Here is a 23,788-nt window from a genome sequence, read left to right on the forward strand (position 1 = left end):
AAGCTCGTAAAACGTTATGTTTTACGAGCTTTCTTATTATTGTACTTGTTCTAAACCATTTGGAGTAACCTTGAAGGAAATTTCTTCAAATCTCTTCGCATCCCCTTTTCCAGCTAACTCACTGTTTTTATACCAATTGAAACGATCCGATTCTGCATGATACACTTTTATCGTATCCCCATACTGGAATGGCGTACCGTTTACTTGCTCTGCAAAATTCTGTGAAGTTTCTTGCCCTTCTGCTGTTACATGTTTTTTCTCATTTCCTTCTCCATCATATAACGTAATCCCCATGTATAGTTCGCTTTTAAAGTAGCTATGAATTTGTTCATTTGTATATGTTGCATGCAATTTCTTTTCTTCATGATTTAACGTTACAATCGAACGAATACTATTACTTAGTCCCTGATATACTAGACTGTCTCCATATGTTACTTCCACTGGCACTTCTGTCACTTTCTTATTCCCAAAGCGGTCTTTTGTTTCTACTTTTGCCGTTTGTTTACCGATTTTTGATGTATCTAATTTCTCTACAAAACCGACTACTTCTCCATCCTTCACTTCAACAAACTTCTTCGCATCTAATGCTTCACTGTTTGTTCCTATTACTACTTTTTGCGGTACTGCTGTTACTTTTTGTAAAGCGTTCATTCTCTCGAAACCTTGCTCTGTTATTTTAAAGTACAACTTCGGTTCTACTTTCCCTTTCCCCTTACCGATAAATTCATTATTTTGATACCAGTGTAATCGATTTGATTCTGCGTGATATACTTCCACAACATCACCATATTCGAAATCTACACCAGTTAACTGTTCTGCAAAGTTTTTGGAACTCTCTTGCCCTTCTACCGAAATAACTTTTTTTTCATTTCCCTTTTGATCATAAAGCGTGATTCCCATATATTTTTCATTCTCAAAACGATAATGAACTTTAGAATCCGTTGATGTTGCCTGTAGCTTTTTCGTATTATGATTCGCCGTTACGATAGAACGTACCGTATTACCATCACCTTGATATATTAAACTATCGCCATAGATTACTTCCAATGGTACTTCCGTTACTTTCTTATTCCCAAAACGGTCTTTCGTTTCTACTTTTACTTTTTGTTCACCAATTTTTGATGTATTTGGTCTTTCTACAAAACCGATTACTTCTCCATCTTTCACTTGAACAAAGTTTTTCGCTTCTAATTTTTCAACATCTGTTCCGATTACTACTTTTTGTGGTATTGCCGTTACTTCTTGTTCAGTTTCCATTCTCTCGAAACCTTGCTCCGTTATTTTAAAATACAATTTTTGTTCTGATTTCCCCTTACCTACAAACTCGTTATTTTGATACCAGTTTAATCGATCTGATTCCGCATGATATACTTCCACAACATCACCATATACAAAATCTAAGCCATTTAATTGATTTGCAAAGTTTTTCGAACTCTCTTGCCCTTCTACTGAAATGCTTTTCTTTATATTCCCACTTCGATCATATATCGTTATCCCCATATATTTTTCCTTTTCAAAACGATAATGAACTTTAGAATCCGTTGATGTTGCCTGTAGCTTTTTCGTATTATGATCCGCAGTTACGACAGAACGCGTTGTATTACCATCACCTTGGAAGACTAAACTATCGCCATATATTACTTCCAATGGTACTTCTGTCACTTCCTTATTTCCAAAGTAGTCTTTCGTTTCTACTTTCACTGTTTGTTCACCGATTTTTGTTGTATCTGGTCTTTCTACAAATCCAATTACTTCTCCATCTTTCACTTGAACGAAGTTTTTCGCTTCTAATTTTTCAGCATCTGTTCCGATTACTACTTTTTGCGGTACTGCCTTTACTTCTTGCTGGGCTTCTATTCTCTCGAAACCATGCTCCGTTACTTTAAAGATTACTTCATGAATACCGTACTGCACATCCACTATTTCATTCTTTTTGTACACCTTAAATCTATCAAACTCTTTTTGGTATACCTTTACCATATCCCCATATTCAAACGTCATTCCGTTGAATTGTTCTGCAAATCCTTTTGTATTTTCAGATGCCTTTACTGATAGAGCTTTCTTCTCTTTTCCATTTTTATCGTATACAGTCATCCCCATATACTTCTCATCTGCAAATGAAGTATGCATTGGACCTTCTGAATCTGTTGTACTAAATTTCTTTTCTTCATGATTTAACGTGACAACCGATTTAATATTGCTTCCGCCATGCCATGTACCGAAGAACATAATGCTGTCTCCATAAATGACTTCTAACGGTACTTCCGTCACTTTCTTATTTCCAAAACGATCTTTCGTTTCTACTTTTACTTTTTGTTCACCGATTTTTGTTGTATTCGGTTTTTCTACAAATCCAACTACTTCTCCATCTTTTACTTCAACAAAGTTTTTCGCATCTAACTTCTTAATATCTGTTCCGACTACTACTTTTTGCGGTTTCGCCGTCACTTCTTGTAAACCATCTTTTAACTCGAACCCTTGCGGAGTAATTTTGAATAATTTTTCTTCTTTATTTTTAGCTTTCCCTTGATCTACAAGTGCGTTATTTTTGTACCATTTCAGACGGCTTGGTTCTGCGTGGAATACTTTTACTACATCACCATATTCAAAATCCAATTCATTTAGTTCCATTGCGAATCGTTTTCCAGTTTCTTGCCCTTCTGCTGATACACGTTTCTTTTCAATCCCATTTCGATCGTATAGCGTTAAGCCCATATATTCTTCTTTTTCAAAACGGTAATGTATCTCATTATTAGTAAAGTTTGCATTTAATTTTTTTTCATTGTGACGAAGCATCACTGTTGACATTACATCGTTTGAAATTCCTTGGAAAATAATACTGTCACCATAAATCCCATTAACTTGAACAGGAATTGAATTTTTATTTCCCTTCTCATCCTCAATTTCCACTAATACTTCCTGTTTCCCATTCTCTAATTTAGACCATATCATCTTACCTGTTACTTTTACATTCTCACCTAACTTTTGAACAAGCTTACTTGCTTCATTTTCATCAAAATCTGTACCAACTAAAAGATTTCTCATCTCATTAGATGGTTCACCATATGGAACTTCGTAAGCTTCAACTTGCTTCTCACGAATATCATTACTATCTGTAGCTTTCCAAATTTCCTTTTCTAATTTAGGTAGATTTAATTTTTCTATTTTCTCTCTAATATCATCATTTGGCGTTAATCCCCATTCCTCAAAGAAAGGAATTAAATTTTGCCCTGCCACTTTTGATGTCATATAAACAAACATTTGCTTTTTCTCTCCATCAGACGCAGGCATTTCACTCTGTGGTAACAAGCGATAAGCTTGATGTAACCTAGGATAGAAATGTTCTCCATACACTACATTTAATTGCCAAAACATTGTTAGAGGATTAATGTCATCAATGAACCTTTCTGCTTTAGGTTTCTCTAAATATTCAAATGAGTCTTTATAGTGCCCATCCATTTCTAATCGGTTCCCTAACGCCTTTTGAACAGCTAATGAGTAAATATTTACTGTAACTTCCCTTACTTTAGACCACTTCCAAGGTTCTTGCTGATGTAAATGTCCAACTTCATGCCAGGGTCCCCAGCCATCCTTTTCAAGCACTTCTATATCTAAAACTCTATTCATCGCTCTCGGGATATATCCTGTATGATAATTTTTCGCAAACATAAAGTCCCCTTCAGCAGGCTTCCGTTTCTCAATAAACTGTACATAATGAATTGGAGATTTCGCTATCCCAACACCGTCCTCAGATAATCCAGCCACTGCATTTTCCAAACGAATAATCTTATCGTGCAATTTCATTAAATCTGTTGGATCCGTATTCTTCATATATTTCTGCACTGAATCGTAAGTAGTAGTGATTAAACTTCTCTCACCTTTTAATTCAACTGCATAAGGATCCTTATATTTCTTCAACATCTCATCCCAATCTTTTTCCGTATGCTTACCTAAGATAAACAAAGGAAAGTGGCTACCGCCATTCGTAACTGAAGCTGTTACTTCCCCTTCATTATTCATATTGTAAAAATATAAAATACCGCCTCTTGGAGATGATATAACGTTTTTCCCTGGTTTTAAATCAAACTCTTCTGGCCCCTCCTCATCATAAGATCTCGTTCCTATGAAAGCTTGAATAGTCTGTGTTCCTTTTATATCAATTGTAATCTCTTCATTTGGCGCCGCATAAATTCCAGTCGGCTCATTAGCGGAAAGTTTCCAAGTAACTCTTAAGCGGTTATTTTCTTCTTCCACGCTACCTTTCCCCGGCAACCGAAATACTCTCTGCTCAAATTTATTCTCTTTAATCTCTTCTAAATTCCCGCCCTTATTCTCTTCCAAAGGTGCGGCATATCCTTTCGATGCTTCGAAAGCTACTGGTGATAATAATGTAGATATACATATACCAGCTACTAATACCCTACTCGTTTTTTTCTTCGACATAATCTGTGTCCCCTGTTCCTTTATTTAGAGAAACTATCCTATATATTCATTTAATAAGTAATCCTATTATTTTTATAAAAACATTTAATAAATAGACTAACACCTCGCGCACCTGTATCTATTACTCCCGCATTTCCCTCCATGTATTCGCTTTCTTACATTGTAAAACTTTTATGTAATATGCTCTCCTCACTTCTCTCTATTTGTGATGAGTTCTCTTCATACATAAAAAGGGAATAGTAAAAGATATAATTTAGTATTGTCATCTATACATCTAAAAATAGTAATAGAATCTTACATTTTCTTCATATATGACCATCTATAGGTAGTTTTTCCAACTGAATTGTACACGCTTTACACTTTGTTTGATAGCACTTCCAATCAGAATAATGTTACAATTTTGTGAATATAATTCATTAATCTTAACGTTGCGATTAAAGGAATTTAATATTACTTTAAAATAAAAAACTGCCAAAAAAGATGCTACTCTTTTGTGACAGTTTTTTATTAGTCCAGTATACGTTTCATTACAAATCCTTTTCCGTGCAGCCACTCATCTTCCATTTCACCGGTTAAATGGAACCCAATTGACTCATATAACTTTTGTGCAAGTTTGTTTTCTGGATGTATACTTAAATACATAACTTTGCGATTATATTCTTTTTTAAAATGCTCTATTAACAAACGTAATAATGGTTTTGCATACCCTTTTCCTTGGCATGCACTATCAATAACAAATTGATTTAAATATACAGCCTTTTCTTCTGCATCGAACCATCCATACATCGCATATCCAATAGGCATATCACCCTTATATAAACCTACTGAAACTGCATCTTCTTTGTATTCTGTTTCAGCTTGTACTAAACAATTTGCGACTGTGCTTTCAATAAATTTATGCTGTTCTTCTGTTACTTTTAAATTAGCAATTTCATGCCGATTTTCTGGCGTTATGTCACAAATACGAAGGTTCATCTTTTATCTCTCTTTCTAATTTATCATCCTCATTATATCGTAACTCATCAAATCGTTAGTACCGGCAATGCAAGAAATGCAAAAAAAGCATTGGCACACAGCCAATGCTTTTTCATTATCTCTTTTGATTCGGTTTATGTGGTTCATTTGGAGTATGTGGTTTATTATTTTCATGACCATTTGTTGTTTTCCAACTTACCGATAACTCTGGACTTGTTTTTTCTTCACTACGCTCAAGTAATACAACTGCATTTTGAATAATCGGTGTCCCTTTATGTGCAATCCCTTGTAACTTTGTTAAATTTCCTAATACTTTAAAGCTAAACCCACCAGCTGGTGTTTGTTTCGGAATTAAGATGCGGAACTTTTCTCCTACATTAAATTCCATTTTTGCTTCGCCCTTTTCATTTACAAATTTCACACCCGCTGGTGCACCTGTTGCTTGCACTTTATATGTTCCGCTTTTCGCATTTGTTTCTACTGTATATAAGCCTGTTTCAAAGAAATCATTTTTCAATACTGCTTGTTGTTCTTCTGCTGGTATGACACTCATCGTAATTTCTTGTAACTCTTCACTAGCACTTGCTTTTGCAACGATATCTTTCGTTACCTTTTCTACATTTTTATTACGGAAATCTAAATCATTAATATCGATTTGTTTTAACGCATTCCATACTGCAAGCTGCGTTGCGTAATGCGCTTCTCTCCAATCAGAAACACCTAATTCTTGTGGACTCTTTTGTGGATATCCATTCAATAGTACGCGGTACACATTAATATCCACTTTCCCCATTTCCGGTAAATCTTGACCGCTCGGAGATTTCAAATCTACATTTAAGCAAAAAGCAATTTTGCCATCTGCCGTTTTAATAAGCTCTGTTCGAATTGGTTTCTTCTTTGACTTACTATAACTCCAATCCATTTGATACTTTGTATGATCCATAACTTCTGCAAATGCTTTTTGAAGTGGGAATAACACAAATAAAACACTTAAAAGCATAGCTAAAAGTTTGAACGATTGCTTTATATTCATGTTTACAGCCCCTTATAACAAACTTAATACTAAGTAGTATTTATTTAGAAAATATTTTTATGCACAAAAAAAGAGTGCATAAAAGCACCCTTTTTTCTTTCTTACTTGAATCTTAGAAATCAAAGTTATCAGGATCTGGACCAACGCGGTGATTTTGATTTAACGCATCAATCTTTTCCATATCTTCTTTCGTTAATTCAAAATTAAATACATCAGCGTTTGCAATAATGCGGTGTTCTTTCGTTGATTTTGGAATTGTGATTACTCCATTTTGAAGATCCCAACGTAAAATAACTTGTGCTGTTGTTTTACCATGTTTCTCAGCAATTTCTTGTAATGTTTCGTTATCCAATAATTGACCTTGCATAAGTGGTGACCATGCTTCCATTTGAATACCTTGTTCTTTACAGAAAGCTTGTAATTCTTTTTGCGTTAAACGAGGGTGGTATTCTACCTGGTTAATCATTGGCTTAATTTCCGCATCTTTCATTACATCTTGTAAGTGATGAATTTGGAAGTTACTTACGCCAATCGCACGTACGCGTTCTTCTTTATAAAGTGTTTCTAACGCTCTCCACGTATCTTTGTATTTCCCTTCTACAGGCCAATGAACAAGATATAAATCTAAATAATCTAGCTCTAATTTTTTTAAGCTCTCTTCATATGCAGCAAGTGTCGTTTCATATCCTTGATCCGAATTCCACACTTTTGAAGTAATAAATAAATCTTCTCTTGAAATACCCGCTTCTTTTATACCAGCGCGGATTCCTTCTCCAACCGCTTTTTCGTTTCCATAAATCGCAGCTGTATCAATACTGCGATATCCTGCTTTGATCGCCGACTTTACAGCCTCTACCAGTTCTGGTCCATCTTCTACTTTAAATACACCTAAACCGAACCAAGGCATTTCTACACCGTTATGCAATGTTATTGTACTTTGTAAATTTTTCATTATATTTTCTCTCCTTTATTTTGCTTGATCTCTTTTTTCTAATGCCATACTCCATGCTGTTAAAATAACAGCACCTACTACCATAACGCCGCCTACCCACGCCGTATGAATTAACCCTAACGAGTTCGTTACAACACCGCCTAAATAAGCACCAAGAGCGATTCCTGCGTTGAATGCTGCAATATTCATTGCTGATGCAACATCGACAGCGCTAGGCACAAAGCGCTCAGCCAAAATAACGACATATACTTGCAGCCCTGGAACATTCATAAATGCGAATAGTCCCATGAAAATAATTGTGATTAACCCAGCGACTTTAAATGGTGCTGTAAATGTTAAAACAAATAATACAATTGCTTGAATAGAGAACATGTAAAATAACGCTCGAATCGGATTATGATTTGATAATTTTCCGCCGACCATATTCCCAATCGCAATTGCGATTCCGTACACTAACAAAATGATTGTAACAGTACTTGCTTTAAACCCTGTTACTTCTTGTAGTAACGGAGATAAATACGTAAACGTTACAAATGTCCCACCGTATCCTAATGCAGTAATGATGAAAACAAGTAATAACCTTCCGTTCGTAATCAGTTTGAATTGATCACGAAATGATACGGACGTACCTTTTTTCAAGTTAGACGGAATCAGCATACTATTGGCGATTAAGGCAACGATTCCAATTACCACAATTACCATAAACGATGCTCTCCAGCCAAATTGTTGACCTATAAATGTTCCAATTGGTACGCCTGTAATGGTCGCAACAGTTAATCCAGTAAACATAAATGCAATTGCACTCGCACGTTTATTCTCTGGTACAAGCGCAGCCGCAATTGTGGATCCTATCGACATAAAAACGCCGTGTGCAAAAGCAGATACAACCCTCGCGATAAGTAACACGGTAAAACTTGTTGCCACTGCCGCAATTCCATTACCAATAATGAAAATAATCATAATCCACATTAATAACGTCTTTCGCGACATACTAGCTGTTAATGACGTTAATACTGGGGCACCAAACGCTACTCCTAACGCATATAAAGAAACGGTTAAGCCCGCTGTTGTAACGGAAACATGTAAATCCTCTGAAATAGATGGTAATAAACCGACACTAATAAATTCGGTTGTACCAATTCCAAACGCACTAATTGCTAGTGCCAATAAAGCAAACATACTTCTCCGATTCTTCTGTACTGCCGAAGAAGATATTGTATATGAATTCAATTGAACTCCTCCTTAATGCGAGAAATCCAATCATAATAGTATGAAAAAAGGCCTTTTTTCTTCTACAAAGATAATGTTACTGCTGATATATGCTATTATGAATGGCTTCACTCTTTTTTTGAAGAACGCACTTTAAAGTACGATAGGTACCAAAAAGTAACATAGGCACTTTTTAGTACCGTACTACTCATTTCCCTCTTACGTATGCTATTATGGAACATATTCAACATGATAAAAAGTACGTACTTTAAAGTGCTATAGGTACTTTTTAGTAACATTTAAATTATTTAGCTTCTTTTGTTGGAAAACTGACATCTACATTCATCAAAGGAGATTTTTATATGAAGAAATATAATATTCCCGTTGAAGCAACTTTAGAGGTTATCGGCGGAAAATGGAAAGTCGTTATTCTTTGCCACTTAACGAAAGGGACAAAGAGAACGAGTGAATTAAAACGTCTCATGCCTGGTATTACACAAAAAATGTTAACACAGCAATTACGCGAACTAGAAGAAGATGGAGTTATTCAAAGGAAGGTATACAATCAAGTACCACCGAAAGTAGAATATTCTCTTACAGACTACGGTTGGTCTTTAGAATCCATTCTTGATTCTCTTTGTACTTGGGGCGAATGCCATCTTGAAAAAAGCGGTAATACATCGATGCTCATTACAGAGGGTGAACAATAAAAAAGGAAAAAATGAACATAAATTTGTCCGTTTTTTCCTTTTTTTCTTTATATATACGTACATTTCTAACCTTATCAAAATAATTTATGCGCTTTCACACCTTGTCAGTACTACGTTATACGCTTAATATCGAATAATTAGGAATCATTTTTATGTTAACATAGGTGTATATAGTATATAATATAGGATATATATTATATACACTTTCCGGTAACGGAGCTTTCCATTATGCGGACAAGCCATGTATCGGACAGTTCATAAATAATAGGTAAGACATTATGGTTTTGGATTTATGATTTCAGCTTACTTGCTGGCATAAATTTAAAGGCATTTTATTGTGCTTTGTGAAACTTTGTATAAAGTTTCGCAAGCGTTTACTATCTTACCTATCAAAAATAAGAGTATTGCTATCGTAAAGGAGAATTGGAGATGCCAGAAACTATGACTCAAACAAAGCCAGAACAAGAAACTGTACAAATTTCTGCTAGCCAAGGACAACTTGATGTACTTGATCAGTTGTTAAAACCTGAGGTACAAGAATCATTAACTACACTAGTAGAACAGCTTCCAAAATTAACTGAGCTTGTTAACATTTTAACTAAATCTTATGACTTCGCTCAAACTGTTGCTACTGATGAAGTATTAAAAAGCGACACTGTTGGTGCAATCACAGAGCTTGTAGAACCTGTAAAAGATACAGTAAAAAGCATGGCTGCAACTGCAATCGAAGCGAAAGATCGTGCTGACGAAAGCACTGAAGTTATCGGCCTATTCGGTCTGTTAAAATTACTAAAAGACCCACAAGCACAAAAAATGTTCCGCTTTGTGAACGCATATCTTCAAATTAGTGCAGAACGTAACAATAAATAATTAAAATTATAACAACAATTAGTAAAGACGGGGGATATCATACTATGTCAAAACAAATTGTCATCTTAGGCGCTGGTTATGGCGGTCTTCTTGCCGCTTTAAACGTACGTAAATACTATAGCAAATCAGAAGCACAAGTTACAGTGATTAACCAATACCCAACACACCAAATTATCACTGAACTACACCGCCTTGCAGCTGGTAACGTTGCTGAGCAAGCAATTGCAATGCCACTTACAAAGCTTTTCAAAGGTAAAGACATCGATCTTAAAATTGCAACAGTTGAGTCATTCTCTGTTGATAGCAAAGAAATCAAACTAGCTGGTGGCACTACTTTATCTTACGATGCACTTGTAGTTGCTTTAGGAAGTAAAACTGCTTACTTCGGTATTCCAGGACTAGAAGAAAACAGCATGGTATTAAAATCTGCTGCTGATGCAAACAAAATCTACAAACACGTTGAAGACCGTATTCGTGAATACGCGAAAACGAAAAACGAAGCTGATGCTACAATCGTAATCGGTGGTGGCGGATTAACTGGCGTTGAGCTAGTTGGTGAGCTTGCTGACATTATGCCTAAACTTGCAAAAAGCCACGGCGTAAATCCAAAAGAAGTTAAACTTCTTCTTGTTGAAGCAGGTCCAAAAATTCTTCCAGTATTACCAGACCACTTAATCGAACGTGCAACTACTAGCTTAGAAGCACGCGGTGTTACATTCTTAACTGGTCTTCCTGTAACAAACGTTGCTGGCAATGAAATCGACTTAAAAGACGGTCAAAAACTTGTTGCTAACACATTCGTTTGGACAGGCGGCGTACAAGGTAACCCATTAATCGGTGAATCAGGTCTTGAAGTAAACCGTGGTCGTGCAACAGTTGATGCATACCTACAATCTACTTCTCACAAAGACGTATTCGTTGCTGGAGACAGCGCTGTTGTCTTCGCTCCAGACGGACGTCCATACCCACCAACTGCACAGATCGCTTGGCAAATGGGTGAGTTAATTGGATACAACTTATACGCAGCACTAGAAGGCAAAGCATTCGAAGAGTTCGCACCTGTTAACTCTGGAACACTTGCTAGTCTAGGACGTAAAGATGCTGTTGCTACAATCGGAGCAAGCAATACTCCACTTAAAGGCCTACCAGCATCATTAATGAAAGAAGCAAGTAACGTTCGTTACTTATCACACATTAAAGGTCTATTCAGCTTAGCTTACTAAGCTGAATATAAGCCCGAATCATGCCCTGCATGGTTCGGGCTATTTTTGTCCGTAATTTTCTCTAACCTATTTATTCGGCAGAAGAATAATATAACCCTTTTAATTATCTAAATTTACTGATTATTTTATGTCTAAATTATGTATACGAAAGGATGGAAGTATTCTTCCTGCTCCCATCCTTTCACACAAACTATTCTCCTAACTTCACAAGGCTGTAGTTCTTCTTCCCTTTACGGATAATAATAAATCGTCCATCAAATGAATTTTCTACAGTTACATCTGTACCCACATCCATTACTTTTTCACCATTCATAGAAATAGCTCCATTATTAATATCTTCACGTGCTTGTCGTCTAGATGGTTCAATCCCTAAATCAACTAGCCATTCTACGATGTTTTTCGTCTCTTTTGAAGACTGGAATGTTGGCATCTCTTTAAAACCTTGCTCAATTTCATCCGCTGTTAACGATTTAATATCTCCGCTAAATAACGCTGCTGTAATTTTCACAGCTTGCAGGAATGCCTCTTCTCCATGAACGAATTTCGTCATTTCTTCCGCTAATACTTTTTGCGCTTCACGTCTATGAGGCTCTGTTTCTACCTTCACTGCCAATTCATCAATGCGCTCTTTCGTTAAGAACGTAAAGTATTTCAAGTATTTAACGACATCACGGTCATCTGTATTCACCCAAAACTGGTAAAATTCAAATGGTGTTGTTTTTTCAGGATCAAGCCAAACTGCACCACCTGCTGATTTACCAAACTTCGTTCCATCTGATTTCAATAATAACGGAATCGTTAATCCGAATACCTTCGCTTCGTGCCCTTCTAACTTACGAATTAAATCTAAACCACTCGTAATATTTCCCCATTGGTCACTACCACCAATTTGCAGTTGAACATCTTCTTTCGTGTATAAATGATGGAAATCCATCGCTTGCAAAATTTGGTACGTAAATTCTGTGAAAGAAATACCTGTATCTAAACGACTTGCTACAATGTCCTTCGCTAACATACTATTAATGCTAAAGTTTTTCCCGTAATCACGTAAAAACTCAATAATGTTTATTTCATGTGTCCAGTCGTAGTTATTTACCATCTTCACTTCGCTATTTCCGCCAAAATCAAATAGCTTTTTCATTTGCGCTGTTAACGCATCCACATTATGCTGAACTACTTCTAACGTTTGAAGTTGACGTTCTGATTGTCGTCCACTCGGATCACCAATTGTTCCTGTTGCCCCGCCAATTAAAATAACAGGATGATGGCCAGCTAACTGGAATCTCTTCATCATCATAAACGGAATCAAATGTCCGATATGCATACTATCACCAGTCGGATCCACTCCGCAGTATAGTGAAATCTTTTTCTCATCTACTAGCTTACGTAAACCTTCTTCGTCCGTCTGTTGATTAATGGCGCCGCGCCATTCTAATTCATCAATAATATTCATCTTTTGTCATCCCCTCTATTTTTTGAAAACAAAAAGTCCCTATGTCTATGACATAGGGACGATGATTCACCGTGTTACCACCCAGTTTGTATAAATAGCATAGCTACTCATACCACTCTTAGCAATAATATCGATTGCCAATCCGCTTAGCATTACCTAAGATACTCCAGAGTGTAATTCGCAAGTTTGTTTGTGCTAGGTTCCAGCAACCCCTAGCTCTCTCGTTAACAGTGACAAACTGCTACTGGGCTCTTTCAACGTATGTTATTTGTTAAATTATTAGCCATTATATTGAATTGAAAACAAATTGTCAACAATACCCAAATATTATTTCAAAATAATTCATACTTTTATACACTTTTAATTCAAAGATTACTGTAGATCTTCCCCAATAATCCTTACTTCTCGCTCTAACTTCACGCCAAATTTCTCTTCAACGGTCTTTTGTACAAAGTGAATTAAATCAATGTAATCTTGTGCTGTTCCGTTATCAACATTCACCATAAATCCAGCGTGTTTTAGAGAAACTTCCACTCCACCAATTCGCTTACCTTGTAGTCCTGATTCTTGAATCAATTTACCAGCAAAGTTATTCGGTGGGCGCTTAAATACACTACCACATGAAGGATATTCTAGAGGTTGTTTTGACTCACGTTTAAACGTTAAATCATCCATTTTTTCTTTAATTTCTTCACGTACACCTTCTTCAAGTTCAAATCTCGCTTCAAGAATAATGTAATGGTTGTTTGCAAATACACTCTTACGATATCCAAATTCAAATGCTTCTTTCGTCAAAGTACGTAGCTCTCCATCACCTGTCATTACAACAGCTTCTGTTAATACAAACGATACTTCCCCCCCGTAAGCACCAGCATTCATATATAATGCTCCGCCAACTGAGCCTGGAATACCACAAGCAAACTCAAGACCCGTTAAATTATGATCTAATGCAATACGTGATACATCAATAATTGCTGCACCACACTGTGCTACAATCGTCGTTCCTGTTACAGTCACATCTGTAATGTGAATTAAACTTACTGTAATTCCGCGAATTCCACCGTCTTTAATGATGACATTCGATCCATTTCCTAAAAACGTAACTGGAATATTATATTCGTTAGCATATTTGATAACTTCTTGAATTTCATCATAATTCGTAGGCGCAACGAACACATCTGCTTTTCCACCAACTTTAATATGCGTATGATTCTTTAACATTTCATCTTGTTTCACATGACCTTCAGGCAATACCGTACTTAAATATTTATAAACCTCTTGCATATTCATTTTACGATTCCTCTATTTCTATATTCTTTTTATCCCGTTATACGGGCCCATAATATCCCCACATACATGAACGAACCTAAAGTGGTGGATACAGTGTACCCAAAATCAATTCGAGACACCTATAAACCTCTTAATTTATAAGAGGTGCCACTCATATTAAAATATATATTGCATAATAAAGCAACCCAAATGGGCTACTAAACTTGACATGTCATCAGAAAGACAACAATTTGTAAAATATATAACTTTTTCAAAACACTATCCTTCAGTATCTTACTATACCATACGAAAATAAAGTGGTATTTTTTTGTAATCTTTACTTTATTTTCATCAATAAAAAAGATGCTTTTACCTATGTAAAAGCATCTTTTTTATTACTTATTATAATTTACTTTTCGTTCTCTTCTTTTTCCTTATCAAACCATAACAGCTCATCGTCATCAACTTCACCATTATAATTGATTAGAATCTCTTCTCCCGCTTTTATATCTTTGTAAGCAAAGAAGTTAAACGTGTGATTCTCAAAGACAATATCATACGTTGCATTCGGATTATATGCATGATTAAATAACATGCCGTATCCTAAAAGGAATGCTGTATGATTTACCCCATACTCAAATGCGTAGTCAGCAAGTAACGTTTTCTCAATGTGTTCATGCTGTTCATTCGGATAAGAGATAACTGGTGCTGAGTGAATCAACTCACCCTTTTTAATATCACGAGTTGCAAATACACCTCTATTAAATTCTCCATCACTAAGTTCAGAAGTCTTAACTTCGATCATATGCGTCACCTATATAATTCTTTCTTTGAAGTATTTTAATTCCGCTATTTGCGGGGTTCAACTAATAATCAGTAGCGTATAGCCCCACTAATTAAAGTCTCACTTTATCTCCTTAAGCTTGGCAGAAAACTCAAAGAAAAGCAATTAAATTACTATTAAGTATTCGTTAAAATGAAAAAGAGCACACATAGTGTGCCCTTTTCAATCAATATTACTTTTCTAAAATATCTTCTAGTAACTTCACTTGCTCGCTAACAGTATGCAACGTCTTCACCGATATATCATTTCGATGTTTTTCTTCTTCCACACTTGCTAACACTTCTTCTGTAGCCGCAGAAGTTTGCTGAATTACATTAGAAGCATGTGTAACATCCTTTACGATATTCGTCGTTTTAGCCTGGAAATTTTCTTGATGAACAACAATCTCTCTCATTACATCATTAATTGCATCAATAAACTTCCCTAAATCCGTTACATTTGTTAAAACGCTTGCTAGCATTTCATTACATTCTTCTTGTACTCTTTCTGATTTTTCTACCTGCACTTCCACCTTGCTTGCTTGATTACTAAACTCCTTCAAAATCCCTTGAATTCTTCCAGCTGAACGATTCGATTCTTCAGCAAGCTTTAATACTTCATTCGCTACAATAGCAAACCCTTTTCCATGTTCTCCTGCTCTTGCAGCTTCAATATTTGCATTTAAAGCTAGCAAACTCGTCTGACTTGAAATATTCGTTATTACATCTACAATTTCATTAATTTGCTTCGATTGCATCATTAAATCTCTAAATATAATTCCCGATTGTGAAACAACATCATTTAAACTTCTCATGTTAGCTTCAAAATTTCTTAAAGTATTCACACTACCCTTTGAAATCTCTAAACTTTCATCAACACGAATTGATGCATTTCTTACTTGAGAGATGATTTGTTCAATATTTCCTTCCATATCATTCAATACTTCTACTGAACGTGACATCATCTCTGATTGTGATTGCGTACCAACTGCCACCTCTTCAAAAGCGAAATTAATTTCACTCATCGACTCCATCGATGTATTCATATTTTGTCTTAAATGATTGAAATTACTATCTAGTTTCACAACAGTTTCCTCAATAAGTCTTTGAGTCTCTTCTAGCTCCTGAGCTTTCCTCATTACTTCTTGCTTCTCATCACTTAAACGAGCTAACAAATTAGAGCCAATCTTCGTTACGCCCCACATTGCGATCGTTACGATCGCTAACAAACTCGCGAAGTTTGCAGCTTCAGATGCCGCTGTATAAGCAAAAAATTGCTCCGGCCAATAACTACAAAGAATAAATGTGATAACAACCGCCACTCCGCCGAGAATGATAACGAGACGTTCACTTAAATAAATAAGTGAAACTGCTAGTGTAAAGTAAACCATTTGAAATACCGCTGGGCTTTCATTAAAAGCTTGTACCATAATGAAAGACATCATAAGCAACATAAATGTCATGATGTATTTATACATTGATTCCATACTTTTTATAAAAGTAAAAACCGTCCCAAATACAACAACAGAAATACCACAAACCCAAAACGCTATTGCTCTCTCCGTAAAAATATATCCGTAATACCCAATCGCGATTATTCCAAGGAAGAAACTACAAATTGTGATAAACAGTAATAAATGATTTTTCTGTGATTCTTTCTCAAGGTTAGAAAAACAAGTTCTCTTTAACCACTCCATATATGAAGCCCCACCTTCTGCACTTAATTACTTCAGCTTAAATACCGCACTTACTGGGTTATGATCGCTATTTTCAAACTTTAAATCTTTCCCTTGTACATTTACAATTTCCACATTTGGTGAAACGATAAAGCCATCAATAATCGTGACAAAGTTTTCACCTTCTACATACTTCTTCACATCATCTCTCACCGTCATAACAGACGGATCTACAGCCCACTTAAAGCCTCCATCAGTAAAGTCCTTCGGTAACTCTACTAACCACTCAGGACGCTCTTTCACAAACTTCGGATCACTTAATTGAACGTCAGAAAGCAATTGATTCCAATCTCCGCCCATTATTACGTAATCACCATTTTTATAATGCTTGTTCATATATTCTTTTAAATACTCTACTTGCTGTTTTCTAATTTTCCCGCCTTCATCATACGCAGACAAATGTAAATTTACGAGTCTCACAAACTTCCCATTATTAACAGGTATTTTATGCTCAACAATCGCTCGATCTAAATCAAACAAACGCTTTGGCCAAGGCTCCATTCCAGGAAGCTGGAACCTCTCCGCTGTTTGAACTGTATATTTAGAAAACGTACTTAATCCAGCCTCCGCATATCCCATTGGACTTGTAATTGGTACAGGGACCCATTTTGTATCATAGTTCTTTCCGAACGACGAAGCATAATCAGGTAATCCTTTTTTCAAAAATTCATGCCCATTCACATCAAAAGATCGCAGTGATTTTATATCAACTTCTTGTAATAACGCAAAATCACTATTCTCATTTTGTAAAAACGAAAGCATATTCTTTAAGTTCACTTCAGTCTGTTCTTTACTACTAGAACTAGAACCCTTTCCTCCGTCCATAAAAAAGTCTTGGTCCTTATCTAATCCACCATATCCAATATTAAATGTTGTAACTTTAAATTCATTTCCTGTCGCTAATACGCGCTCTTTATTATTTTCCACCTTCAAATTTACAACATCAGCAGGCTGTTCTTTAGTAAGTGTCATATACCCTAAAAAACCACCTACAACTCCCACCCCTACTAAAATACATATAAGTACTATTTTTAATAATTTCTTCAAATAAACGCCCCTTTTCTAAAACACCCAACTTAATTCTCTTTATTTTCAGTTAACTAAAACTGAATGACAGACATACGAAATATTTTATCACATTGAAAACCCTATATCACTATATTTAGTTTATAAGTAATGATTCTTGCTCTTACATCAGCAAAAAATACAAAATACCCCAACTTCTTCACTGGAAATCAAACGCGATGTTTAGTACACTATATGTAATAATCATAGGCGATGGAGTTCGCCATAACTGCTGCTTAGCTAATGACTCCTACCAGTATAACTACTGGTAGGAGTCTATTTTTTTGAGCAAGCTATTTAAAGAGGTGAAGAAATTGATTTATATTATCGTTGGCATAGCCGGTATATTAGGAGCCCTTTCTCGCTATTATTTAGGTCTTACTATTCATACTTCATGGAATCATTCATTTCCGCTAGCCACATTGCTCATCAACTTACTCGGCTGCTTCCTATTAGCTTGGCTGACTACCTATATCGCTCGGCGAAACATCTTGCCTTCAGAGATTATTACAGGCATTGGAACTGGATTCATCGGTGCCTTTACGACGTTTTCAACATTTAGTGTAGAAACTGTGCAACTAATCAATCTTTCTGAATGGGGTACGGCTTTCTTATATGTATCATGCAGCATACTTGGTGGCCTCATTATGTCTGGACTTGGCTTTACACTAGGTGATTTCTTAATTAAGAAACATCTTACGGAAGGTGATCACTTATGATAGAAGCTTTATTAGTAGCAACAGGAGGATTTTTCGGTGCTATTACACGATTTGCAATTAGCAATTGGTTTAAAAAAAGGAATAAAACTTCATTTCCAATTGCTACGTTTCTCATTAATATAACAGGAGCATTTTTACTCGGATATATAATTGGTAACGGAGTCACTACAGGTTGGCAATTATTATTAGGTACTGGATTTATGGGAGCGTTCACTACATTTTCAACATTTAAGCTAGAGTCCATTCAGCTCTTCAATCGTAAAAACTTTGGCATACTATTTCTATATTTAAGTGCTACTTACATAATTGGTCTCCTCTTCGCATTCCTTGGAATGAAGCTAGGCGGAATATAAAAAAGAAAGCGACTCTGATCAGTCGCTTTCTTTCATAAGAAGTATGTCCCGCCATATGGAATGGAAAATAAACCTGCTGGATGCACATCGTAATGTACAATTTGCATAGGCGGCTGCGCATACGGCATATACTGACTTTGCATCATTTGCGCTACTTGTGCTTGTTGCTGCTGCATTTGAATAGCCTGATACACAGCATGAATAGTCCCTTGCGCTCCTGCCAGCGTAATAGCTGCTCCCACTTGTCTACCACTATAAAAATAATGATTCATCATGATTCAGCTCACTTATTATTTTTCTTCCATATAGTATGTTTCTATTTCATGGTGAGTGTTTTGTCCCGATTAATGAATCCCTCACTACTTAAACTTCATTTTATCTATTACTTTTTTTCAGCTTTGAAGTAATAAATCCAAATAGTAATACACCAATACCACTCAAGAACAATACATAACTTATCGGTACTAAGAAAAAGAAAGGTTCTTCAAGGAATCCATTCGCTCCCACTTTACTGTTTGAAGCATGTATAGCTAAAGAAATGATCGCTAAAATCATGAAAGAAATAGCTACTACGTATTTATTTTTCATCATATACTCTCCTTTAATTCCCACTGATCTTATTACCATCATAATACGCCCGGAAGTATCACAAGTCAACAATTATTTATTGTTTTGCAATAAATAATTGTTGTTTGTATCACAAAAAGAGCTATAGATAATATTTTATCTATAGCTCTTCCAATCGGTTATTTTGTTCCAAAGTATGCCTTCTGAAACATGCACATTCTTATCGCATTATGATAGTTACCATCCACGAAAAACTCGTCGAGAAGTTCACCTTCTACCATAAATCCAACCTTTTTATAAACATGTACTGCTTTTTCATTTTCCTTATCCACCACTAAATAAAGTTTATGCATATTTAATACAGAAAAAGCGTAATCCATCGCTAAACGCGTCGCTTCCGCTGCATAACCATGTCCTTGATAATTCGGATCAATAATAATTTGGAATTCAGTTCTTCGATGAATATAATCGATTTCCACTAACTCGACTAATCCAACCATCTCATTATCTTTCTCCAGGATAAAACGGCGTTCACTTTGATCATGGATATGTTTATCATATAAATCCTGTAGTTCTACAAAAGCTTCATACGGCTCTTCAAACCAATACGACATAATATGTGCATTATTATTAAGTTCGTGTACAAACTTTAAATCTTCCCGTTCTAAAGGACGTAACTTCAATTCCTGACTCATTGCTATAACCTCCAAGTAAAAGAAACCTCTTCACTTAATTTCTCAATTTTTTTCAATTTCAAACGCCCTATTTTCATTGTAAACTTTCAAGTAACTTGAAGGTCAAGACATAAAAAGTAGTGCAAGCTACGCCTGCACTACTACTCTTTTCTCAAATCTCTCATATTCGATATGTATAAAGCAATAACTAAAACAAGAATGGATCCCGCATATAACAACGTCTCCATCGGTTCCTCATGAGATACGATAATTAAACGAATTAACGCCGTAATTCCGATATAAATAAAATAACGTAACGGGAAATGATAATTCGACTTAAAATACTTAATAATCAATGCGATGAACTCGAAGTATAAGAAATAAACGATGATGCTCTCAACCAATTTATACGATGTATATTCCTTTGTTGAAAATATGTATTGAATAAATGTAATCGTCTCGTTAATTAAAAAGATCGATAAAACAATGGACAATATAATTAACGCTATATTCAATATCCACTGTAAAACGCTAGCTATGTAATGATCGATATTAAACTTCATTTCACACTCTCCTTCACGTAAATACTTATTTATTATAGCAAAATTATGATTGAAACGTAGTTAAATCATATATTCGTCCCTTGTTGTCACCTGTGTGGGGGATATTCATTGTTTGGAGGAGTCTATGAACTGTTGCACTTGATTGAACATGGAGAAATTCCTTTAACTGCATATTTGTACAAGTTCCACTAATAAGAAGTACATAATCATGTATGGCATCCTCATGTGCTACTCTAGAGATAGCTTTACAATTTGAACAATACCACCCTTTTTTTAATTTCAACATCGGCATTATAGAGCATACCTCACATCGTACGCCGTTTAACAATTCTCCTTTTTTGATTTTAAATTGTTCAAGGATATTTTGCTGTAATGGAGTATGATGCCTTACTATTTGACAAATAAGATCGTCTACATTTTTTATAGTTTTTTTCTTATATTTACTCTCAAACCATTTTATTTTATGAGGTAAATTTGCACTGTGGATAATTTTATTGGGGAGATTATCGTCTGAAGCTTTAATAATAGTTCGTGGATTACTAATAACAACGAGTGATTCAATCGGAAAACGAGAAAACTCATTTAAACTTAACCATTTTCTAAACTGTTCCTCTTGTCTTTTCACTTGTAAAATTGGATCTGGAAAGCCTTCTGAATTCCCCTCTGATATTCTAATAAGCTGATTAAACTTTGAATCAAATAGTAACGTACCTGCTATATTTTTTATTTCGAGGAAAAGAAGAAAATATGCTGAAATGATAATCGTATCAATTTGAAAATGGTGATTTTGATCAAACAACCTTATATCGTGCAAAATACTATATGTTTCTTCTGGCAAAAAACTTAGTGGATAATTGATAGCTTGTTCACCTTTGTAACCTGCTTTATGCTTCGCTAAACTTTCTGCAACCATATCCCGTTTCGGATGGTGAGCAGGTAATCTTCTAGATAACGCTTCTAATTACCGTAAATACATTGGCATTTGTCGTTCTTTCACAATCATCTTTAGCCCTCCTCAAAATATATCAACGATTTTTCAAATATATCTATCATAACTCACAATATATCAACGATTTTTTCAATATATCAACGATTCGACATAGAATATCGACTTACCGACAAAAACCGACACAACATGCACCCATAAAATCCTATACACAGTATAGCATCACATCAAAAAGCGTACTGTAAGCATAATGCTAATCCGCCCATTTAATTACGCCACTTTCAAAATGAGAGATTTACATTCACCTTATGTAAAAGAACTTTTTATAAGTATGAACAAATTTTAGGAATTAGTTTATCTTTTTTTAATGTTTTATTTAGAGGCAGTTTATACTCGGCCATTAACATAATAAACGTAGTAATTACATTCAGAAACACGAACTATTTAAAAGCATAAAATAAGGAGACGATAAAACATGAACAAAAAAACGAAAGCACTATCATCTATATTGCTCGGATTCACACTAGCACTAACAGGATGTGCTGGTACTAAAGCTGCAGAAAATCATAATAAACCGAAACAAGAACAAGCTGCCAAAGAAACAAAAAAGGAAAATAAGTTAACGAAAGGCCAAAAAATGGCTAACATTCTTAGCAATACAAATTGGCAAGGTACACGAGTATATGACAAAGATAAAAATGATGTAACAAAAGAAAATGCAAACTTCATTGGCCTTGCGAAATATGATGCAAAGTCAGGAAGATATGAATTCTTTGATGCTAAAACAGGTGCAAGTCGTGGCGATAAAGGAACTTTCTTTATCACAAATGATGGGAAAAAGAGAATATTAATTTCAGAATCAATGAAATATCAAGCTGTTGTTGATATGACAAAACTAAATAAAAATGTATTTACTTATAAACGAATGGGGAAAGACGCTAACGGTAACGATGTAGAAGTTTTCGTTGAACATGTTCCATATAAAGGAAAAGAGCTTTCTTTCACTGATCCCGACAAGCAGCTGAACTCTACTACAGGCGATATCGTTAAAAACGTTGATGGAGATAAAATTTTAGGTGGAACACTTTGGCACGGAACAAAAGTATTAGATGAAGTGGGTAATGACGTAACACAGTTTAATTCGAATTTTATAAGTCTAGCAAAATTTGATGACAAATCTAATAAATACGAGTTCTTCAATAGCGAAACAGGTCAAAGCCGCGGTGACTATGGTTACTTCGATGTTTTACATGAAAATAAAATAAGAGCTCATGTTTCAATTGGAAATAATAAATATGGTGCGGCTCTTGAACTTACTGAACTGAACAATAAGAAATTTACGTATAAAAGAACTGGTAAAGACCAAGCGGGTAAGGACATCACTATATTCGTTGAACATGAACCTTATACAGGTGATATGAAACCACAATTTAGTTTTTAAAAACATTTTATTAAAAATCCTGTACTGAGCTGCAGGATTTTTTTGAGGAAAAATCATTTATGATTCCCTTGAAAAAAATTGTCTTATATCTCCCTCAACAATTCATCCCGATTGTTGAATATAATATCTCTCATTTTTTTAACAGCTTTAAAAAGCCTTACTACACATAAATTGTAGTAAGGCTCTGACTATTTAAGATAAACATTAAACGACTTCATTATCTCTATACAAATAAAGTTTAGCAAACAATGTTACTATCCCCTCCAAGGAAAAGAAACCTTATTTCAACTTTCCTATTGATAAGTTAACACGATAATTCCCGTATTTTAATAGTCGTCCTAGAAAGTTATCTAAGTCTTCATTGGACGCAAAATGTGTTTTTAATAAATAACACCCCTCACCACTTATACGGTGTACTTCAGAAATCCCTTCTTCTCCTTGAAAGAAATTCATAAACTCTTGGTGATTAGCTGTTGTTACGAATAAAGTAACAAATGCAGTCACTACTTGTCCTAATTTGATTCGGTTTATTGCGATTGTATATTGTTCAATAATCCCTAAATCCTCTAATCTTCGAATTCGATTTCCTACAGCCTGCCCCGTCATATGTATTTTTTGACCAAGTTCTTTCCATTGTATTCTTGAGTTTTCTCCTAATAATTTCAGTATCTCAAAATCTGTTTGATCAATGATATAAACCAATCCTTTCACCGTGAAAGTAGAAAGCCCGAAAGTGTTTCGCCAACTTATTCTGCTTATCGATAC

The 23,788-nt window shown here is 35.2% G+C and carries 21 protein-coding genes, 1 pseudogene, 1 riboswitch and 1 other annotated feature; of the genes and pseudogenes, 6 read left to right on the forward strand and 16 right to left on the reverse strand.

Annotated features, from left to right (window positions below; all coding sequences use genetic code 11):
* Positions 1–36: 36 nt before the first annotated feature.
* The 5 genes from JDS82_RS15315 to JDS82_RS15335 form a co-directional block, all read right to left on the reverse strand.
* The gene (locus tag JDS82_RS15315) at positions 37–4,443 is read right to left on the reverse strand and encodes a putative mucin/carbohydrate-binding domain-containing protein (protein ID WP_199713535.1); all 4,407 of its coding nucleotides are present in this window, start codon (positions 4,441–4,443) and stop codon (positions 37–39) included.
* A 507-nt stretch (positions 4,444–4,950) separates the two neighbouring features.
* Complete coding sequence (locus JDS82_RS15320) at positions 4,951–5,418, reverse strand: GNAT family N-acetyltransferase (protein ID WP_199713536.1); 468 nt, start codon at positions 5,416–5,418, stop codon at positions 4,951–4,953.
* A gap of 115 nt (positions 5,419–5,533) precedes the next feature.
* On the reverse strand, positions 5,534–6,451 hold the full coding sequence (locus tag JDS82_RS15325) for a thioester domain-containing protein (protein ID WP_061673426.1): 918 nt from the start codon (positions 6,449–6,451) through the stop codon (positions 5,534–5,536).
* 112 nt (positions 6,452–6,563) lie between these two features.
* Positions 6,564–7,403: an aldo/keto reductase gene (locus JDS82_RS15330; protein WP_000793569.1), complete on the reverse strand. Its 840-nt coding sequence runs from the start codon at positions 7,401–7,403 to the stop codon at positions 6,564–6,566.
* A 15-nt stretch (positions 7,404–7,418) separates the two neighbouring features.
* A complete protein-coding gene (locus JDS82_RS15335; protein ID WP_164085710.1) occupies positions 7,419–8,582 on the reverse strand; it encodes an MFS transporter in 1,164 nt (387 codons plus the stop codon).
* A gap of 392 nt (positions 8,583–8,974) precedes the next feature.
* Between JDS82_RS15335 and JDS82_RS15340 the strand changes: the two genes are divergently transcribed.
* From JDS82_RS15340 to JDS82_RS15350, 3 genes are all read left to right on the forward strand, one after another.
* Positions 8,975–9,322 (forward strand): winged helix-turn-helix transcriptional regulator, encoded by a 348-nt coding sequence (locus tag JDS82_RS15340; RefSeq protein WP_000760478.1) that lies wholly within the window; start codon positions 8,975–8,977, stop codon positions 9,320–9,322.
* 429 nt (positions 9,323–9,751) lie between these two features.
* On the forward strand, positions 9,752–10,192 hold the full coding sequence (locus tag JDS82_RS15345; protein WP_001115310.1) for a DUF1641 domain-containing protein: 441 nt from the start codon (positions 9,752–9,754) through the stop codon (positions 10,190–10,192).
* 44 nt (positions 10,193–10,236) lie between these two features.
* Entirely contained in the window at positions 10,237–11,415 is a 1,179-nt protein-coding gene (locus JDS82_RS15350; RefSeq protein WP_000043194.1) for an NAD(P)/FAD-dependent oxidoreductase, read from the forward strand.
* A gap of 190 nt (positions 11,416–11,605) precedes the next feature.
* Here JDS82_RS15350 and tyrS read toward each other — a convergent pair whose 3' ends face one another.
* From tyrS to JDS82_RS15375, 5 genes are all read right to left on the reverse strand, one after another.
* The gene (gene tyrS, locus JDS82_RS15355; protein ID WP_001021072.1) at positions 11,606–12,868 is read right to left on the reverse strand and encodes a tyrosine--tRNA ligase; all 1,263 of its coding nucleotides are present in this window, start codon (positions 12,866–12,868) and stop codon (positions 11,606–11,608) included.
* Positions 12,869–12,919: 51 nt separating this feature from the next.
* Positions 12,920–13,135: a binding site (T-box leader), on the reverse strand.
* 105 nt (positions 13,136–13,240) lie between these two features.
* Positions 13,241–14,158, reverse strand: coding sequence for a UDP-N-acetylmuramate dehydrogenase (murB, locus tag JDS82_RS15360; protein WP_001057100.1), 918 nt, complete (start codon positions 14,156–14,158; stop codon positions 13,241–13,243).
* Positions 14,159–14,546: 388 nt separating this feature from the next.
* Positions 14,547–14,942 (reverse strand): SET domain-containing protein, encoded by a 396-nt coding sequence (locus tag JDS82_RS15365; protein WP_000573650.1) that lies wholly within the window; start codon positions 14,940–14,942, stop codon positions 14,547–14,549.
* Positions 14,943–15,153: 211 nt separating this feature from the next.
* Entirely contained in the window at positions 15,154–16,656 is a 1,503-nt protein-coding gene (locus JDS82_RS15370) for a DUF4077 domain-containing protein (protein WP_000455092.1), read from the reverse strand.
* Positions 16,657–16,683: 27 nt separating this feature from the next.
* Positions 16,684–17,742, reverse strand: a complete 1,059-nt coding sequence (locus tag JDS82_RS15375) for an endonuclease/exonuclease/phosphatase family protein (protein WP_064057601.1) — start codon at positions 17,740–17,742, stop codon at positions 16,684–16,686.
* A 218-nt stretch (positions 17,743–17,960) separates the two neighbouring features.
* Positions 17,961–18,020: riboswitch (Fluoride riboswitch) on the forward strand.
* 54 nt (positions 18,021–18,074) lie between these two features.
* Here JDS82_RS15375 and crcB (JDS82_RS15380) point away from each other — a divergent pair.
* Together crcB (JDS82_RS15380) and crcB (JDS82_RS15385) are read left to right on the forward strand one after the other, a co-directional pair.
* The gene (gene crcB / locus JDS82_RS15380) at positions 18,075–18,479 is read left to right on the forward strand and encodes a fluoride efflux transporter CrcB (protein WP_048566753.1); all 405 of its coding nucleotides are present in this window, start codon (positions 18,075–18,077) and stop codon (positions 18,477–18,479) included.
* Positions 18,476–18,832 carry a fluoride efflux transporter CrcB gene (crcB, locus tag JDS82_RS15385; protein WP_000568592.1) on the forward strand — a complete coding sequence of 119 codons (357 nt, stop codon included), beginning with the start codon at positions 18,476–18,478 and terminating at the stop codon, positions 18,830–18,832. The genes crcB (JDS82_RS15380) and crcB (JDS82_RS15385) overlap by 4 nt, the downstream gene beginning before the upstream one ends.
* Positions 18,833–18,864: 32 nt before the next feature.
* On the opposite strand, the gene JDS82_RS15390 is transcribed toward crcB (JDS82_RS15385), so the two are convergent.
* From JDS82_RS15390 to JDS82_RS15410, 5 genes and pseudogenes are all read right to left on the reverse strand, one after another.
* Positions 18,865–19,107, reverse strand: a complete 243-nt coding sequence (locus JDS82_RS15390) for a DUF3947 family protein (protein ID WP_048566646.1) — start codon at positions 19,105–19,107, stop codon at positions 18,865–18,867.
* Positions 19,108–19,207: 100 nt separating this feature from the next.
* Positions 19,208–19,459, reverse strand: coding sequence for a DUF3955 domain-containing protein (locus JDS82_RS15395; protein ID WP_139019752.1), 252 nt, complete (start codon positions 19,457–19,459; stop codon positions 19,208–19,210).
* Between the two features lie 119 nt (positions 19,460–19,578).
* Positions 19,579–20,094 (reverse strand): spermidine N1-acetyltransferase, encoded by a 516-nt coding sequence (gene speG, locus JDS82_RS15400; protein ID WP_000076819.1) that lies wholly within the window; start codon positions 20,092–20,094, stop codon positions 19,579–19,581.
* 140 nt (positions 20,095–20,234) lie between these two features.
* On the reverse strand, positions 20,235–20,636 hold the full coding sequence (gene psiE, locus JDS82_RS15405) for a phosphate-starvation-inducible protein PsiE (RefSeq protein ID WP_000671178.1): 402 nt from the start codon (positions 20,634–20,636) through the stop codon (positions 20,235–20,237).
* Positions 20,637–20,679: 43 nt separating this feature from the next.
* Positions 20,680–21,639, reverse strand: a pseudogene (locus tag JDS82_RS15410) (nuclease-related domain-containing protein).
* A 418-nt stretch (positions 21,640–22,057) separates the two neighbouring features.
* On the opposite strand from JDS82_RS15410, the gene JDS82_RS15415 reads away from it, so the two are divergent.
* Positions 22,058–23,023: a DUF4822 domain-containing protein gene (locus JDS82_RS15415; protein WP_199713537.1), complete on the forward strand. Its 966-nt coding sequence runs from the start codon at positions 22,058–22,060 to the stop codon at positions 23,021–23,023.
* 279 nt (positions 23,024–23,302) lie between these two features.
* Here the strand turns inward: JDS82_RS15415 and JDS82_RS15420 are convergent, their stop codons facing one another.
* Complete coding sequence (locus JDS82_RS15420) at positions 23,303–23,734, reverse strand: Lrp/AsnC family transcriptional regulator (RefSeq protein ID WP_002008929.1); 432 nt, start codon at positions 23,732–23,734, stop codon at positions 23,303–23,305.
* Between the last annotated feature and the right edge of the window lie 54 nt (positions 23,735–23,788).

It is taken from the genome of Bacillus cereus group sp. N14 (assembly GCF_016483555.1).
In the GTDB taxonomy this organism is placed as follows: domain Bacteria; phylum Bacillota; class Bacilli; order Bacillales; family Bacillaceae_G; genus Bacillus_A; species Bacillus_A wiedmannii.

Excerpts from the sequence above, each read along its gene's own strand:
- JDS82_RS15370 (WP_000455092.1), bottom strand. The coding sequence starts at position 16,656 with ATGGAGTGGTTAAAGAGAACTTGTTTTTCTAACCTTGAGAAAGAATCA.
- JDS82_RS15345 (WP_001115310.1), top strand. The coding sequence starts at position 9,752 with ATGCCAGAAACTATGACTCAAACAAAGCCAGAACAAGAAACTGTACAA.
- JDS82_RS15330 (WP_000793569.1), bottom strand. The coding sequence starts at position 7,403 with ATGAAAAATTTACAAAGTACAATAACATTGCATAACGGTGTAGAAATG.
- JDS82_RS15340 (WP_000760478.1), top strand. The coding sequence starts at position 8,975 with ATGAAGAAATATAATATTCCCGTTGAAGCAACTTTAGAGGTTATCGGC.
- psiE (WP_000671178.1), bottom strand. The coding sequence starts at position 20,636 with ATGAAGTTTAATATCGATCATTACATAGCTAGCGTTTTACAGTGGATA.
- murB (WP_001057100.1), bottom strand. The coding sequence starts at position 14,158 with ATGAATATGCAAGAGGTTTATAAATATTTAAGTACGGTATTGCCTGAA.
- speG (WP_000076819.1), bottom strand. The coding sequence starts at position 20,094 with ATGAGTCAGGAATTGAAGTTACGTCCTTTAGAACGGGAAGATTTAAAG.
- JDS82_RS15325 (WP_061673426.1), bottom strand. The coding sequence starts at position 6,451 with ATGAATATAAAGCAATCGTTCAAACTTTTAGCTATGCTTTTAAGTGTT.
- JDS82_RS15335 (WP_164085710.1), bottom strand. The coding sequence starts at position 8,582 with ATGTTTGCTTTATTGGCACTAGCAATTAGTGCGTTTGGAATTGGTACA.
- tyrS (WP_001021072.1), bottom strand. The coding sequence starts at position 12,868 with ATGAATATTATTGATGAATTAGAATGGCGCGGCGCCATTAATCAACAG.
- JDS82_RS15320 (WP_199713536.1), bottom strand. The coding sequence starts at position 5,418 with ATGAACCTTCGTATTTGTGACATAACGCCAGAAAATCGGCATGAAATT.
- crcB (WP_000568592.1), top strand. The coding sequence starts at position 18,476 with ATGATAGAAGCTTTATTAGTAGCAACAGGAGGATTTTTCGGTGCTATT.
- JDS82_RS15315 (WP_199713535.1), bottom strand. The coding sequence starts at position 4,443 with ATGTCGAAGAAAAAAACGAGTAGGGTATTAGTAGCTGGTATATGTATA.
- JDS82_RS15390 (WP_048566646.1), bottom strand. The coding sequence starts at position 19,107 with ATGATGAATCATTATTTTTATAGTGGTAGACAAGTGGGAGCAGCTATT.
- JDS82_RS15365 (WP_000573650.1), bottom strand. The coding sequence starts at position 14,942 with ATGATCGAAGTTAAGACTTCTGAACTTAGTGATGGAGAATTTAATAGA.
- JDS82_RS15395 (WP_139019752.1), bottom strand. The coding sequence starts at position 19,459 with ATGGTAATAAGATCAGTGGGAATTAAAGGAGAGTATATGATGAAAAAT.
- JDS82_RS15350 (WP_000043194.1), top strand. The coding sequence starts at position 10,237 with ATGTCAAAACAAATTGTCATCTTAGGCGCTGGTTATGGCGGTCTTCTT.
- JDS82_RS15415 (WP_199713537.1), top strand. The coding sequence starts at position 22,058 with ATGAACAAAAAAACGAAAGCACTATCATCTATATTGCTCGGATTCACA.